Here is a 13,191-nt window from a genome sequence, read left to right on the forward strand (position 1 = left end):
GGTGTAGGGCCCAAAGTTCTTTTGAACGCCTGGGCGAACGCGCTATGTGAATGGTATCCGACAGCTTCGGCCACCGCCGCCACTCTCTCGCCCGTCCCGAGCATGCGCTGTGCGAGGATCATACGCCATGTGGTCAGGTGGTCGAGCGGAGGTTGGCCCACGCGGCCGCCGCCGACAATCGACACCTCGTCTCCCTGGCCGAGTTGTACCAGATCCCCGCCCGGCGGCGCGTAGAGCGCTATGCCATCTGCGGGCTCGACAGCGGGATCGCTCGCCACCGTGTAGCGCGTGTCGCTCACTAGGGCGACGTCGCCCTGGGGCAGCGCTAATGGTGTCATGGCCGGAACAATCAGCCAGCCTTGTCCAAGGATGACCGCGACGACTTTCAACCGCGCCCGACCGTCGAACGAGAGCGCCCAGTTACCGGAGGCATCAAGGCCGTGGCGCGGATGTCCCGCGCGCTTAGCGCGCTCAAGACGCTGGAGAAGGGATCGGACATTGTTTCGGCGGATCGCGATATAAACATGGCTTTCCTAGCATAGATCATCCGCTGATCCGCACATAGCAACAAGCTCGGAACATCATGGAGAATGCACATGCCTCTGGAGAACCAGGTCGTCGCAGTGACGGGTGCCTGACGCGGCATAGGTGGTGCGACTGCCATCCATCTTGCTGCTCGCGGGGCAAAGCTCGTGCTTGGCGCTCGCAGCGCGGAGGAAATTGCGGCGGTCGTGGGCGAAATCGCTGCCACCGGGGATAAGGCCATTTACCGACCCACGGACGTGACCCGGCGGGCGGACATGGAGGGGCTGGGTCACTTGCCTGCGAGCGTTTCGGAAGGCTCGACGTCATCGTTCACAATGCGGGTATAGTCCCCATCTCCCGTTTCGATGCGTTGCGCGTCGACGACTGGGACACGATAATCGACATTAATCTGAGGGGTGCCCTTTTCGGCATCGCCGCCGCGCTACCCGTCTTCCAGCGGCAGGGCGCTGGACATATCGTCAACATCATCTCGACCGCCGGGCTCAAGATCGTGCCGACCAAGCAGTTCCTCCGCTTTCGGCTGGGGCTTCGGAGCATCTTCATAGATCAGCACTTCGGGTCCGCCGAATGCGTGCAGGCGTATGGCTTGCATCATGTCGTTCATGGGGCTGTTTCCTCGGTCTATCTCGTTCCTTTCACATCTATTACGAAGATATGCAGTTGATTATAGGGGAAGCTGTCGGTTCAATAGTGCCATGAAGGAACAAATGGCATTGGAGCGGTTGACCGGGCTCATCGCGTTCGCTGACGCTGACGCGAGAGGGACGCAGCCTGCATGAGCGCGCGCTTCGGCTGCTGCGCGATGCTGAAGAAATCGAGCAGATAGCGGCGAGCGCACGTTCAGAGCCCTCCGGCACGCTCCGAGTTACCGCGTCCTTGCCGATAGGCATTCACGTGATCGTGCCGGCACTGGCGGCATTCCGCAGGCGGACCTGCGCCTCAGCGACCGGATTGTCGATCTGGTGGAGGGGGGAATCGATGTCGCCATTCGCATCGGCGATCTTGCGGACTCGAAGCTGCTGTCGCGCCGGCTTGCTCCATACCAGCTATGCTGTTTTGCATCGCCCGACTATCTGGCGCTATGCGGGACGCCGGATAAGCCTGATCAACTCACCGACCATGATACGGTCACGCTTCGCTATCAGAGTTCCGGGCAGATCATGCGCTGGCCCTTTCTGATCGGAGGCCGCCTTCTGGAGATCACGCCAGCTTCGGGCATGACGGTCGATGCAAGCGATGCACTGATTGCCGCTCTGGCCGCGGGCGCGGGCATAGGAATGTGCCCAACATTCGTCACGGCACCTTATGTGACCCGCGGCGAACTGGTGCCGGTGCTCTCGGACTTTGCTGTCGAGCGCCATAATATTACGGCGCTGTGGCCAGAAAGCCGACGCGCAAATCCTGCTGTCCGCGCGTTTCACTCAATGCTTCAAGAGGCATTTGAGAAAAATGATTGAAGCGGGAAAAGGCAGTCATTGGCGGCGGCAGATCTCGGACACGGATTGGCCCGACCAAGATGGCTGGGAAAAAACGGATAGCCATGAGAACTATATCTACTCCATATCCCTCCATGGCACTTCAAATTAGTGCAATTGTCGCATTGCAAATTGGGATGGTTGTTTTGCCTGTCTGCTTTTGGCCGACGAAGCCATGAAGGCGGCCATGTCCAAGCGCGCCATGCTTCGGTGGTAGACCAGATTATCCGGCTCCTCCGGCTTTAGAGCACCTTCAGCACATTCCGACGCCTTGGGGCCGGTGGACATTCAGCCAGTAGACCGAGTTTGCCGCAAGCCCCTCTTCAAGCCCGATCTGCGGCATCAGACAGCGGCACTCGTGACTGATTCCTCGGGCTTGCCGACAAGCTCTTGTATTTCCAACCCGTCCAGGGTCTCCTTCTCCAGCAGGCGGCGGGCGGTGCGCTCGAGCTCGTCCCGGCGTTCCGCCAGCAGGCCGACGGTCCGCTCGAACGTCTCGTCGACGATCCGGCGCACCTCCTTGTCGACGGCGGCGGCCGTCTCGTCGGAATAGGTGCGTTCCTGCGGGCCATAGTAGGGCTGGTCGGTGGCGAGGAACGAGCGCCGGTCCTTCTCCAGTGCGATATGGCCGAGCCTCTCCGACATGCCGTAGCGTGTGACGATGGCACGGGCGATGTCGGTAACCTTGGCGAGGTCGTCCGCGGCGCCGGTGGACAGATGGCCGAACACGATCTTTTCCGCCGCGCGGCCGCCGAGGAGCACCGCCATCTTGTTCCCTAGTTCCTCCAGCGTCATCAGGAAACGGTCCTCCGTCGGCCGCTGGATGGTGTAGCCCAGCGCGCCGATACCGCGCGGGATGATCGAGACCTTGTGGACCGGATCGACGCCCGGCAGCGCCATGGCCACGAGCGCGTGGCCCATCTCGTGATAGGCGACGATCTCGCGCTCCTTCGGGTTGAGCAGCCGGTTGCGCTTTTCGAGACCCGCCACGATGCGCTCCACCGCATTGTTGAAATCCTCCATCGTCACCGCGCCGGCCTTGCGGCGGGTGGCAAGCAGCGTCGCCTCGTTGACGAGATTGGCGAGGTCCGCGCCGGTGAAGCCGGGGGTCAGCGCCGCGATCTTTTCCGGCTCGACGTCCGGCGCGAGCTTCGCCTTCTTCAGGTGCACGTTCAGGATCTGCACGCGGCCTTTTCTGTCCGGGCGGTCGACGAGAACCTGCCGGTCGAAGCGGCCGGCGCGCAGGAGCGCCGGGTCGAGGATTTCCGGCCGGTTCGTGGCGGCGAGCAGCACGAGGCCGGTCGAGGGATCGAAGCCGTCCAGCTCGACAAGGAGCTGGTTGAGCGTCTGCTCCTTCTCGTCGTGGCCGCCGGCCATGGGGCCGATGCCGCGGGCGCGACCGAGCGCGTCCAGCTCGTCGATGAAGATGATGGCCGGTGCCTTGGCCCGGGCCTGCTCGAAGAGGTCGCGCACGCGCGCTGCGCCGACGCCGACGAACATTTCCACGAACTCGGAGCCCGAGATGGAGAAGAACGGCACGCCGGCCTCGCCCGCCACGGCCCTTGCCAGCAGCGTCTTGCCGGTGCCCGGCGGGCCGACCAGCAGCACGCCCTTTGGCATGCGCCCGCCCAGCCGGCCGTAGCCCTGCGGATCCTTGAGGAAGTCGACGATCTCCTTCAACTCGTCCTTGGCCTCGTCGACGCCGGCCACGTCCTTGAAGGTGACGCCGGTGTCGGACTGGACGTAGACCTTCGCCTTCGACTTGCCGATCTGCATGAGCCCGCCGCCGATGCCGCCGCCCATGCGCTTCAGCGCGAACATCCAGATGCCGACGATAAGGAGGACGGGCACGATCCAGGACAGCAGGTCGCGCAGGAAGGTGCTTTCGATCTGCCCGGTGACCACCACGCCGCGCTCCTGAAGCTGACGTGCGAGGTCGGGCTCGACGCGGGTGGTGATGAACATTGGCCGGCCGTCGACCGGCTGTTTGAAGGTTCCCTGAATGAAGCGGTCCGATACTGCCACTTCCGCGATCCGGCCTTGGCCGAGATAGGTCTCGAACTGGCTGTATGGGATATGCGCCACCTGAGTGGCGGTCGTGAACAGGTATTGGAATGCCATCAGGAGGAAGAAGGCGGCGATCCAGTACCAGATGTTGAACTGCGTTTTCTTGTTCATTTCCATTGTGGCCGCTCCTGGTTATCTCACAACCAGCAGAAGGCGACCGCCATCGCGAAACAGTTCCAGCGCCAGGATGGCACGCTGGCGCGCGATCGCGCTGCGCAAATCAGCCAAGGAAGAAACAGGCGACCGGTTGACCGCAACGATCAAGTCGCCCGCTCGAAGGCCAGCACGCGCAGCCGGACTGCTCGGCGTGATGCTTTCAATCAAAATGCCTGGCGCGCCGGCTTGCCGCGCCTCGTTAACGGAAGCGGCGCGCATGTGCGCGCCATCGAGCGGGGTGCCGGATAGATCGGCGGATGCACCAGTTTCTGAAGCGATCTTGGCGCTGACGACCCGCTCGCTACTACCACGCTTGATTGTAAAGCTGATCGTGCTGCCGACTGGCGTGAGGCCGATGCGGTTTCTCAGGTCTGTCGCGCCCTGAACAGCACGCCCGCAGATCGCGGTGACCACATCGCCCACCTGCAAGCCGGCGCGCTGTGCCGGCGAGCCGGGCTCGATGCTGGCGATCACAGCTCCGCGCAGTTCGCCAAGCTTGAGCGCCTCCGCGATATCCGGCGTAAGGTCCTGGATACCGACGCCCAGCCTGCCGCGCCGCACTTCACCGTGTTCGATCAACTGCTTCATGACGGTTACGGCCATGTTACTAGGCACCGCGAAGCCGATGCCGATGTTGCCACCCGCAGGCGTAAGGATCGCCGTATTGATGCCGACTAGCGTGCCGTCTAGGGTCACCAGGGCACCGCCGGAATTGCCCGGATTGATTGAGGCGTCAGTCTGAATGAAGTCCTCGTAGCCGTCATTGCTGATGCCGCTGCGACCGAGCGCGCTGACAATACCGGAGGTTACCGTTTGTCCCAGGCCGAAGGGGTTCCCGATCACGACCACATAGTCGCCGACCTTGAGGCGATCCGAATCGCCGACCTCCAACGCGACGAGATTTCTGCTCTTGACCTTGAGCAGCGCGATGTCCGTTGCTTGATCGGAGCCGACAAGCTCGGCACGCAGGCGTTGCCCGTCCTTCAGTGTGACCGTGATCGTGCGAGCATTGGCCACCACGTGATGATTGGTCAGCACATGACCTTTGGCCGCGTCGACGATCACCCCGGAACCGGCGCTCATGCGCTGTTGCGGAGGCGGCGCATGCGGAAGATCAAAGAAGCGTCGGAAGTAAGGATCGTTGTAGAGTGGATTTGATGCCCCAGGTGTTTCTGAGACAACCGAGATGTTGACGACAGCCGGCGTCACCCGTTCCAGCACGGGGGCAAGGGTGGGAAGCTCTCCCGCAACGCCCGGCACGGCCTGCCCGATTGTCGCGCACGGTAGCCCCGCGAAGGCGAGGATGGCGCATAATGTGATGATGGGCGGACGCAGGGCTATGAGATTCCTGAACATGAGCGATCTCCGTTTGGCCAGTCTGTTGGCTCCTCTGTTCCGCCTGAGGTTAGACGGAGAGTGCAAGAAAATGGCCCGGCGCGTGCCGGGCCACGTTGCAAAATCATGCTGTCGAAAGAGGTCGGTTTGTCGTGGACCACAGGCTGACCGCAGCGAGCACGGCGACGACGAGGCCGGCGACCACATGCACCCACATCGCGGCTGGGAGGGCAGAGAAGCCCAGTGCCCAAGGCGCGATTACGGACCAAAGGCCGAGCGCCACGTTGGTCCATTCCTCGACCTGATGGAATGTGTAGAGCGCAGCGACCGCGATCAGCGTCACGGCAGCACCGACGATCCAGGCATTCCATGCGGCATAGGTTTCAGCCGCATAGCCGAGATACCAGGGCGAGAGCAGAAGACCGAGACCGGCAATGATGTTGACGACATCGAAAGCCGCCCGGTTATCGGAAGACAAAGACTTCAGCATCGTTCATTCCTCCGTGTCGGTTTGCTTGCATCTTCAATGAACGGTCTTTCGCGAACGGGAGGCGGGTGCGGCGGCGCTTCCGCCACCGCCATCGCGAAGCCTGGAAGCCGGATCGGGCGGAGGCAAAAGCTGCCTTTCATCTGCTCCAGGCAGAAACGGTGCGAGTTCATCCCGCGTGAACGCGCCCGCCGCGATCTCGTGCAGGGCAAGATCGCCCACGCTGCGATCGACTGCGTCGAGCCTCGGTTCCGCGCCCCGGGCGAGCGCCCGGATGCGGGAGGCAGCGGCAAGCGTCAGCGCGAACCGGTTCGGCAGAACCTTCTGGCAATCGAAAACGACATGCGTATCCATCGCTGCACCTCATGCTGCCTTTCGTGTGCCTGAATCATCCCGATCATCCGCGAACTCGCGTTCAAGCGCGAGCAGCGCCTGCTCGACCTCGTAGAGGCGCGACGGCCGGCCGTTCTCGGGCATGCCTTCGTTGGTGGCCTGGTCGATCAGGTACTCGGTCCAGGCCCAGTTCATCAGGATCGCGCGCTTCGCTTCCAGCGTCAGCGTCGGATCGCTGACCACCTTCATGGGCGTCGTCCAGCTTTCAGGATCGGGCGGGTCGTTGCGGTTCGCCGCGCCGTCGAGCGCAAGCCCGTAGGTCTCCCGAAGGGCGGCGAGCCCGAGCCGGTCGAGCGTCGCATCCGAGAAGGCGTGCGTTGATTTTCCTACACACGCCTGCTTCTCATCGGCGCGCTGGCTGCGGCCACTGCCTGTCGTCTGCCGGGGCGGTGTTTGGACCATATAGGTCAGACCCTGTCGCTCGGCGTAGCGGATGGCCGATTGCAATGTCGGGAAGCTCAGCTCGACCTGGGTCAGCGTATCGTCGCCGCCCGTGTAGCCCATCAGCGGCTCGATGAAGGGCGCGGTGCGCCGCTCGAACACAAGTCGCCAACCCTTCGTGCCGGCCTTGCCGGAGGTCGTCACCGCGCGGGACGGCTTGTAGATGCGCGCAACCGCGCCATCCGGGAAGACCGAGCGCCCCATCGAAAGGGGCTTGTGCCGGTTGTCGTTCGACGGCCACTCTTGCGGAATTGAATTTCCAGTTGATCTGTTGATCTGTCTCGTCATCTCCATTGTTCATCCCTCCCTCTCTGGCGAAGGATGCAGCCGACGGCGGCCAGATGGCCCGCCGCCGGCGCCTGCCATGCGTCAACTCTTGATGGCGATGCGCTTGACCTGCGACTGCGCCTTTTCGCTCTTGGGCAAGGTCACGGTCAGCACGCCGTTTTTGAACCGCGCGTCGACCTGGTCGTCCTTGACCTCGTAGCCAAGCGGAATGCGACGCTCGAAGCGGCCATAGAAGCGCTCCGAGAACCGTCGGTCCTTGTCCTCCGTCTCGGAGCGCTTCTCGCCCCGCAGCGTCAGCACGCCGTCGTCGAGCAGGACCTCAATGTCCTTCTCTTCGAGGCCCGGTACCTCAGCTGTCACCTTGATTTCCTTCTCCCCGTCCGAGACCTCCACGCTCGGCCAGCCGCCGCTGAAGGCGGAAGCTCCCACGAGAGAGGGCAGGTTCGAGCCGAAGCCGCGAAAGACGTCGTCGAACAGCCTGTTCACCTCGCGATGCAGCGAAAGGAATGGATCGCGATCGCCATCGCGCAAGACACTGGGAACCTGATTGCCGTTGCTGCGGCCCCAGGGAATCAGATCACGGACACTCATTATTCTTCTCCTTTCTGTTCGTTCGATTGACAATGCTTTACCGTCGGCGCCGGGAAGTGCCCGGCGCCTTGCGCGAATTACGCTGAGAGAGCTACCTCAGGCGGCCTGCTTGTCGGCCTCGATCTGCCTGGTCTCGACCTTGGGCAGCGCCTCGCCGGCCGCGATCTGGATCTTGCGCGGCTTCATCTCTTCGGGAATCTCACGCTTGAGATCAATCGTTAGCAGACCGTTGACGAGGCTAGCGCCCACAACCTTCACGTGGTCGGCCAGTTCAAAGCGACGCTGGAATGTGCGCGCGGCAATTCCGCGATGCAGATACTGGCTGTTGTCCTCGCCAGCCTTCTGACCGGACACCACGAGCATGTTCTGCTCCTGGGTGATGGTCAGTTCGTCCTGCGTGAAGCCGGCCACCGCCATTGTGATGCGGTAGTCGTCCTCGCCGGTCTTGGCTATGTCATAAGGGGGCCAGCTGTCGATGGTCTCTACGCGGCTCGCAGCTTCGAGCGCGTTCAGCATTCGGTCGAAGCCGACGCTCGACCGGAACAGGGGAGTAAAATCGAAAGTGGTTCTCATAGCCACATCCTCCTTGTGAAGCAATATGGGTACAAGTTTCTATTTCCGTCAGCGATGACATTCATCGTTTGACGGGCCAGACCCCAATGGGCGTCCGGCGACTGCGATTTAGGTTTGGCAATTTGCCTGTTCAAGAGGTTGCCGAGCGCACCGTGACACTTTTTTCTGTGATCGCGCCGCTTATCTAATAGCCAGATGGATGATCGGAATAGCACCCGAAATGCAGGAGGTAACTAAATGACGCTGGATGAAATTACTTCTGTCCTCGGCCCGGTAGACTCCAGTCTTGTTGCGGAAATCAACCGAACCGGCGCGTCAGCGGCTGAACTCGCCGAAGCTTGGGCCTGGTTTAATGCTGACGAAGCGTTGGTCAACGAGGGACGATCACTGCCGTCAGGAAAAGTCGCAGAGCTTGTTGGAATACTGGAAGTGGCAGAATTGACCGAGGATACTTAAGGAGGGAAGGGCGCCGGAAGTTGAAAATCTCCTTCGCGATCAGCGCTCGCTGTTTAACTGGGCTACGAGGTTTTTATTCGGCGCCTTTGAATCCGGGAATCTCAAAACCAAATCAGTTGCCGCCAGTTGCTGAAGACAGGGCTGGTCTTGCCTGAGGCGCCGTCGAGCAGCGCGGCAGATACATCCATGTTGCTTCAAGGAGAATATGGCTATGGCGACATCTTACAATTTCTCTCCTCTGTGCCGGTCGAGCGTCGGCTTCGACCGGGTCTTCAATCTGCTGGAAAACGTTCAGCGCGCGCGATCCGTGAGCGACTGGCCGCCCTATGGCGCGTGAAGACGGGAGACGACAGTTATCGTATCTCGGTCTCGAGGCTGGCTTTGCGCAGGACGATCTCGGGGTCACTTTCCAGTCGAATCTACTCACCATAACCGGCAAGACGCAGGAGGCACCTGACGACAGCTACTTGCACCGCGGCCATTCCGCGTGAACTTTCGCATGCGCAGGGCATCCAACTTGCCCGCGATTTCGTCCAGACCGAATTTGTCGATCAGGGCATGATTGCCGACCTGAACGTGCATTGGGATTTTGCCGAGGACGGGAGCCCCAAGCCACACGCCCATGTCATGCTCACCATGCGCTCGGTTGACGAGAACGGTTTCGGCCAGAAGGTGCGGGACTGGAACCGCACGGAGATGGTCGAGCGGTGGCGCGAACGCTGGGCCGAGCATGTAAATGAACGGCTGGCAGAACTCGACATAGACGCCCGCATCGACCATCGCAGTCTTGAGGCGCAGGGCATCGAACTGGAACCGCAAAGCCAGATTGGTGCACCGGCGCAAAGGATTGAACGGGAGGGGATCGAGACACGTAGTGCCGGCGACGGGATAGAAGCCGCCGACACCGTTGCGGATCGGGCAGAGATGCACGGGGAGATCGCCCGCAACACGGCGAGCGGATCATAGCCGATCCTTCCGGCTTGCCCGCATCCCCGGCCTCAAACCGGATGATGTGAATGCGAAATCGCGAGCATTGCAGCGTACTCCGTCATAGAGCGCCGTCCCTTGTCGTACCGTTTCGTAGTCAATCGCAGATCATGCGGCGGGAATAGGGGACAATGGCGTAAGAATACTTGAAATTTGCGGCGGGCGAATCCCCCTAAATTGGAATAGTGTCGCATCCTCAGTCTAGTGATCGCTCCAGCGCCGACATGACGACGGATTTCTGGATGAACAATCGGTTTGGCCGATGCGGAAAGCGCTGGAAACCGTAGCTGGCATAAAACTCCGCCGCCTTGTCATTCTTGGCGTCCACGATGATGACGAACAACTGCAAGGTCTTGCTTGCATCAAGAATGCGGCTAAGCGCATCTGTCAGAAGCACTTCACTAACACCCTTGCCGCGCACCTGTTCATCCCGCGCCAACCGACCGATCAGCGCAACTGCGGTATCGCAGTTCACTTAACGATCCGACGCACCATTGTTAGTTCCATAATGTAAATTATGCGATTTACATCTATAACAGCAATATACAGATGCGACAGATGGGCAAGATAGAGATGCGACATTTTTAGGTCGCGTGCCCTGTTCAGATCGAACGAGGAAAGGAAGACTGGGCGGCTCTTCACACGTATCCGTTTAGAGAGTTGCCATGTCTTGTTTGATTACGATGTCGCAGAAAGAACTCAATAGATTGGAAGTCATTCAGAAGATTCGAGATCGTCGTCTGACGGTTATCCAGGCGACTGCATTGCTGGATCTCAGCCGCAGCCAGATCCATCGTCTTTTACAGGCTTACGACAAGCTTGGGCATTCGGGTCTGATGTCGGGACGACGCGGACGCCCGAGCAATCGTCGTTACAGCGAGGATTTCCGGAATGCGGTGCTTGATTTGATCCGGGCTTATTATCGGGATTTTGGGCCGACACTGGCCTGTGAGAAGCTTGTCGAACGCCACCAGCTTTCGGTCAGCAAGGAGACGCTGCGGCAATGGATGACGGCGGCGGGTTTGTGGACGTTACGGCGCGAACGCAAGCGACAACTGCATCAGCCGCGCGGTCGGCGTGATTGCTTTGGTGAGCTGGTACAGATCGATGGTTCGCATCATTGGTGGTTTGAGGAGCGGGGTCCCAAATGCGCCCTCCTCGTTTATATTGACGATGCCACGGGCAAGCTCCTGCATTTGCGCTTCGCTGGATCAGAGAACACGTTTGATTATTTTCATGCGACGAAGGCCTACCTGCAGCAATGGGGCAAGCCGCTGGCCTTTTACAGTGACAAGCATGGTGTGTTTCGCACGACCCATGGTTCGCAGCAGGATCGCACGAGCGGTCTGACCCAGTTTGGCCGGGCGCTTTATGAACTCAACATCGACATTATCTGCGCCAATACCCCGCAGGCCAAAGGCCGTGTCGAGCGGGCAAACAGAACTTTGCAGGATCGTTTGGTCAAGGAATTGCGACTGCGCGGCATTGATACGATCGAAGCAGCCAATGCTTATGCGCCGGAATATATTGCAGACTTCAATGCTCGTTTTGGCAAGGAGCCGCGCAATCCTAAGGATATGCATCGACCGCTGGCCGCGCATGAGAACATCGATGGTGCGATGTGCCGGAAGGAAGTACGGACACTGTCGCAAACACTGACACTGCGTTACGACAAGGTGCTGTTCATCCTGGAGCCGACGGAGTTTGCAAAGCGGCTGGCTCGACAAAAGGTGATTGTCTGCGACTATCCGGATGGCCGTCTGGAGATCATGTATGGTACGGACACCCTGCCCTACAGAACATTCGACAAGCTTCGTTCTGTTCATCGCTCGCCTGTTGTCGAGAACAAGCGACTGGATGACATGCTTTCGATTGTGGCCGAGATGCAGGCAGGCCGGGAACTGCAACGCAGCCAGAGCGGTCCCCGTCGCACAGGTCAGACGAACCATTTGTTTGGCGTGCCTGATGGCAGTGTCGGGAACGGGTATCAGAAGCGCGAGCGCAAATCGCGCGCCGCTTACATGAACGATCCTGACGTTATCGCGCGCCGGGAGAAGGCACTGATGAGGCGGACAGCAGCCGAATAATGATCGTCAATGCACCTCAATGTCGCTTTGGGTATCCGATTCCAGCTGCAGGCAAGCTGCCCAGAGCGGCGAAGAAGCTTCAGCTGGCGGGTGATGTCGTGCATGACCCAAAGCGACGGAATGATTGTTACTAAGAAAGCTAAAGCCGAAGGGCACCTATCGACCCGCCCCCATTCCTCGCTTGCAACCCTGACCAGCCTCTCGGAATGGGGGCTGAACGTCAGCACCTGTCGCATCTCTATCTTGCTGGAGATAGCGCATCCCTATCTTGCCAAAACAACATCTATAACAGGGGTGGGTTCCAGCGTAAAGTGCGACTTGCGATAGATACCAATGGGTTATCACTGGCAAGGAATGCTCAAGAGACGCACCTCCCAGATCGATATGGATGAACGGCGCAGGATCGCACGCTGGCGAGCGTGCCGGCCTGAGCGCCACGGTTATCACCGAGAAACTCGGCCGGCATCGTTCGACGATTTTCCGCTTGTACGGCATACCCACAAATGAACGGGCTCTTTAACTGTTGGTTCCGTAAAACGCGTCTACTTTCTGCATTTGTGGTAGTGGGTGCAGCACTTTGTTTTTATTATATTTTCGCCGCCCAAAGAATTGAGTACACCACGGTTAATGCTGAAACAAAGCGTTGGGGACCGACAAAAAATTAATCTTTGATGCCCCCGCGGGCGGGATCGAACTTATTCCGGATCCCCGGCCGTCGCTTTTCACGGTAGGCCGTTCGAGTGGCGCCGTCGTGCCGTTCCTGGCAAGCGAGCGGCGCATCTTTTACTATGACATGTTGGGGTGAGTTCTAGTCTGGAGTGCGACGGCTTATGTCACCTTCAGCTATTTTGCTCGTGGTGCGTAAAATGTACCTTCAACTTCTACAATGTCGTCCTGATTCAGTCGATCTACTTCGATGATCGTCCTTGGCGGGTATGGCTTATTGGACCACAGCTCGGCTTGAACTTTGTTGACGATCGGTCGATATCGAAACATATCGCTGACATATACGACCAGCCGAACAGCATCCTGCAGGTTTGCACCGCCTGATTGGGCTACGGATTGCATGTTGAGAAATGCTTGTCTGATACGGGCTTCATCGCCTTCCACCAGAGCGTTGGTTTTTGGATCAATGCCACGCATGCCAGCAACAAAAATATAGTCGCCTGCACGGCTCGCCAAGCTCCATGTACCAGTCGATTTAATGCTCCCAACCGGAGCAAGTGTCTCGACACCGTCGGCCAGACTTGGCTGGTGTTCGGCAATCAGCGCAGAGATTCCAACAACTAATCTCCCAAGTATTTTCATC

13 protein-coding genes and 6 pseudogenes are annotated in these 13,191 nt (G+C 59.7%); 8 read left to right on the forward strand and 11 right to left on the reverse strand.

All coding sequences use genetic code 11. From position 1 onward, the window contains the following. Positions 1-389 (reverse strand): AraC family transcriptional regulator (locus tag WIX40_RS22560; RefSeq protein ID WP_371834173.1); only part of this gene is annotated, 389 nt, incomplete at its 3' end. 303 nt (positions 390-692) lie between these two features. Here WIX40_RS22560 and WIX40_RS22565 point away from each other — a divergent pair. Then, the gene (locus WIX40_RS22565; RefSeq protein ID WP_318281710.1) at positions 693-872 is read left to right on the forward strand and encodes a hypothetical protein; all 180 of its coding nucleotides are present in this window, start codon (positions 693-695) and stop codon (positions 870-872) included. A gap of 5 nt (positions 873-877) precedes the next feature. After that, a pseudogene (locus WIX40_RS22570) lies at positions 878-991 on the forward strand (oxidoreductase); the annotation flags it as partial. Between the two features lie 48 nt (positions 992-1,039). On the opposite strand, the pseudogene WIX40_RS22575 reads toward WIX40_RS22570, so the two are convergent. Beyond that, positions 1,040-1,150: pseudogene (locus WIX40_RS22575) on the reverse strand (NADP-dependent oxidoreductase); the annotation flags it as partial. A 128-nt stretch (positions 1,151-1,278) separates the two neighbouring features. Between WIX40_RS22575 and WIX40_RS22580 the strand changes: the two are divergent. Next, a pseudogene (locus WIX40_RS22580) lies at positions 1,279-2,003 on the forward strand (substrate binding domain-containing protein); the annotation flags it as partial. Between the two features lie 360 nt (positions 2,004-2,363). On the opposite strand, the gene ftsH reads toward WIX40_RS22580, so the two are convergent. From ftsH to WIX40_RS22615, 7 genes are all read right to left on the reverse strand, one after another. Next, positions 2,364-4,205 (reverse strand): ATP-dependent zinc metalloprotease FtsH, encoded by a 1,842-nt coding sequence (ftsH, locus tag WIX40_RS22585; RefSeq protein ID WP_182506668.1) that lies wholly within the window; start codon positions 4,203-4,205, stop codon positions 2,364-2,366. Between the two features lie 15 nt (positions 4,206-4,220). Next, a complete protein-coding gene (locus WIX40_RS22590; protein ID WP_182506667.1) occupies positions 4,221-5,600 on the reverse strand; it encodes a Do family serine endopeptidase in 1,380 nt (459 codons plus the stop codon). Between the two features lie 103 nt (positions 5,601-5,703). Continuing rightward, complete coding sequence (locus tag WIX40_RS22595; RefSeq protein WP_144897487.1) at positions 5,704-6,069, reverse strand: SPW repeat protein; 366 nt, start codon at positions 6,067-6,069, stop codon at positions 5,704-5,706. A 33-nt stretch (positions 6,070-6,102) separates the two neighbouring features. Next, a complete protein-coding gene (locus tag WIX40_RS22600; RefSeq protein ID WP_122001562.1) occupies positions 6,103-6,420 on the reverse strand; it encodes a DNA-directed RNA polymerase subunit omega in 318 nt (105 codons plus the stop codon). A gap of 9 nt (positions 6,421-6,429) precedes the next feature. Further along, a complete protein-coding gene (locus WIX40_RS22605) occupies positions 6,430-7,194 on the reverse strand; it encodes an NADH dehydrogenase ubiquinone Fe-S protein 4 (RefSeq protein WP_182506666.1) in 765 nt (254 codons plus the stop codon). A gap of 75 nt (positions 7,195-7,269) precedes the next feature. Further along, positions 7,270-7,779: an Hsp20/alpha crystallin family protein gene (locus WIX40_RS22610; protein WP_182506665.1), complete on the reverse strand. Its 510-nt coding sequence runs from the start codon at positions 7,777-7,779 to the stop codon at positions 7,270-7,272. A gap of 96 nt (positions 7,780-7,875) precedes the next feature. Next, complete coding sequence (locus WIX40_RS22615; protein WP_182506664.1) at positions 7,876-8,352, reverse strand: Hsp20 family protein; 477 nt, start codon at positions 8,350-8,352, stop codon at positions 7,876-7,878. A 237-nt stretch (positions 8,353-8,589) separates the two neighbouring features. Here WIX40_RS22615 and WIX40_RS22620 point away from each other — a divergent pair, with 237 nt between their 5' ends. The 3 genes and pseudogenes from WIX40_RS22620 to WIX40_RS22630 form a co-directional block, all read left to right on the forward strand. Continuing rightward, entirely contained in the window at positions 8,590-8,808 is a 219-nt protein-coding gene (locus tag WIX40_RS22620; protein ID WP_182506663.1) for a hypothetical protein, read from the forward strand. Between the two features lie 211 nt (positions 8,809-9,019). Then, a pseudogene (locus WIX40_RS22625) lies at positions 9,020-9,287 on the forward strand (Hsp20 family protein); the annotation flags it as partial. Then, positions 9,286-9,785 (forward strand): annotated as a pseudogene (locus WIX40_RS22630) (MobA/MobL family protein); the annotation flags it as partial. The pseudogenes WIX40_RS22625 and WIX40_RS22630, both read left to right, overlap by 2 nt. Positions 9,786-9,991: 206 nt before the next feature. Here WIX40_RS22630 and WIX40_RS22635 read toward each other — a convergent pair. Next, positions 9,992-10,270, reverse strand: a complete 279-nt coding sequence (locus WIX40_RS22635) for a GNAT family N-acetyltransferase (RefSeq protein ID WP_262077783.1) — start codon at positions 10,268-10,270, stop codon at positions 9,992-9,994. A 190-nt stretch (positions 10,271-10,460) separates the two neighbouring features. Between WIX40_RS22635 and WIX40_RS22640 the strand changes: the two genes are divergently transcribed. Further along, the gene (locus WIX40_RS22640; protein WP_339438206.1) at positions 10,461-11,882 is read left to right on the forward strand and encodes an ISNCY family transposase; all 1,422 of its coding nucleotides are present in this window, start codon (positions 10,461-10,463) and stop codon (positions 11,880-11,882) included. 354 nt (positions 11,883-12,236) lie between these two features. Beyond that, positions 12,237-12,366 (forward strand): annotated as a pseudogene (locus WIX40_RS23715) (helix-turn-helix domain-containing protein); the annotation flags it as partial. 359 nt (positions 12,367-12,725) lie between these two features. On the opposite strand, the gene WIX40_RS22645 reads toward WIX40_RS23715, so the two are convergent. Further along, complete coding sequence (locus WIX40_RS22645) at positions 12,726-13,190, reverse strand: RidA family protein (RefSeq protein WP_182506692.1); 465 nt, start codon at positions 13,188-13,190, stop codon at positions 12,726-12,728. Between the last annotated feature and the right edge of the window lies 1 nt (position 13,191).

Origin of the sequence: Ochrobactrum teleogrylli, from assembly GCF_037482325.1 — a bacterium.
GTDB classification, from domain to species: domain Bacteria; phylum Pseudomonadota; class Alphaproteobacteria; order Rhizobiales; family Rhizobiaceae; genus Brucella; species Brucella teleogrylli.

What these genes read in the sequence shown, in the direction of transcription:
- WIX40_RS22640 (WP_339438206.1), top strand. Translation starts at nt 10,461, where the DNA reads ATGTCTTGTTTGATTACGATGTCGCAGAAAGAACTCAATAGATTGGAA.
- WIX40_RS22595 (WP_144897487.1), bottom strand. Translation starts at nt 6,069, where the DNA reads ATGCTGAAGTCTTTGTCTTCCGATAACCGGGCGGCTTTCGATGTCGTC.
- WIX40_RS22600 (WP_122001562.1), bottom strand. Translation starts at nt 6,420, where the DNA reads ATGGATACGCATGTCGTTTTCGATTGCCAGAAGGTTCTGCCGAACCGG.
- ftsH (WP_182506668.1), bottom strand. Translation starts at nt 4,205, where the DNA reads ATGGAAATGAACAAGAAAACGCAGTTCAACATCTGGTACTGGATCGCC.
- WIX40_RS22615 (WP_182506664.1), bottom strand. Translation starts at nt 8,352, where the DNA reads ATGAGAACCACTTTCGATTTTACTCCCCTGTTCCGGTCGAGCGTCGGC.
- WIX40_RS22645 (WP_182506692.1), bottom strand. Translation starts at nt 13,190, where the DNA reads ATGAAAATACTTGGGAGATTAGTTGTTGGAATCTCTGCGCTGATTGCC.
- WIX40_RS22620 (WP_182506663.1), top strand. Translation starts at nt 8,590, where the DNA reads ATGACGCTGGATGAAATTACTTCTGTCCTCGGCCCGGTAGACTCCAGT.
- WIX40_RS22605 (WP_182506666.1), bottom strand. Translation starts at nt 7,194, where the DNA reads ATGGAGATGACGAGACAGATCAACAGATCAACTGGAAATTCAATTCCG.
- WIX40_RS22590 (WP_182506667.1), bottom strand. Translation starts at nt 5,600, where the DNA reads ATGTTCAGGAATCTCATAGCCCTGCGTCCGCCCATCATCACATTATGC.
- WIX40_RS22610 (WP_182506665.1), bottom strand. Translation starts at nt 7,779, where the DNA reads ATGAGTGTCCGTGATCTGATTCCCTGGGGCCGCAGCAACGGCAATCAG.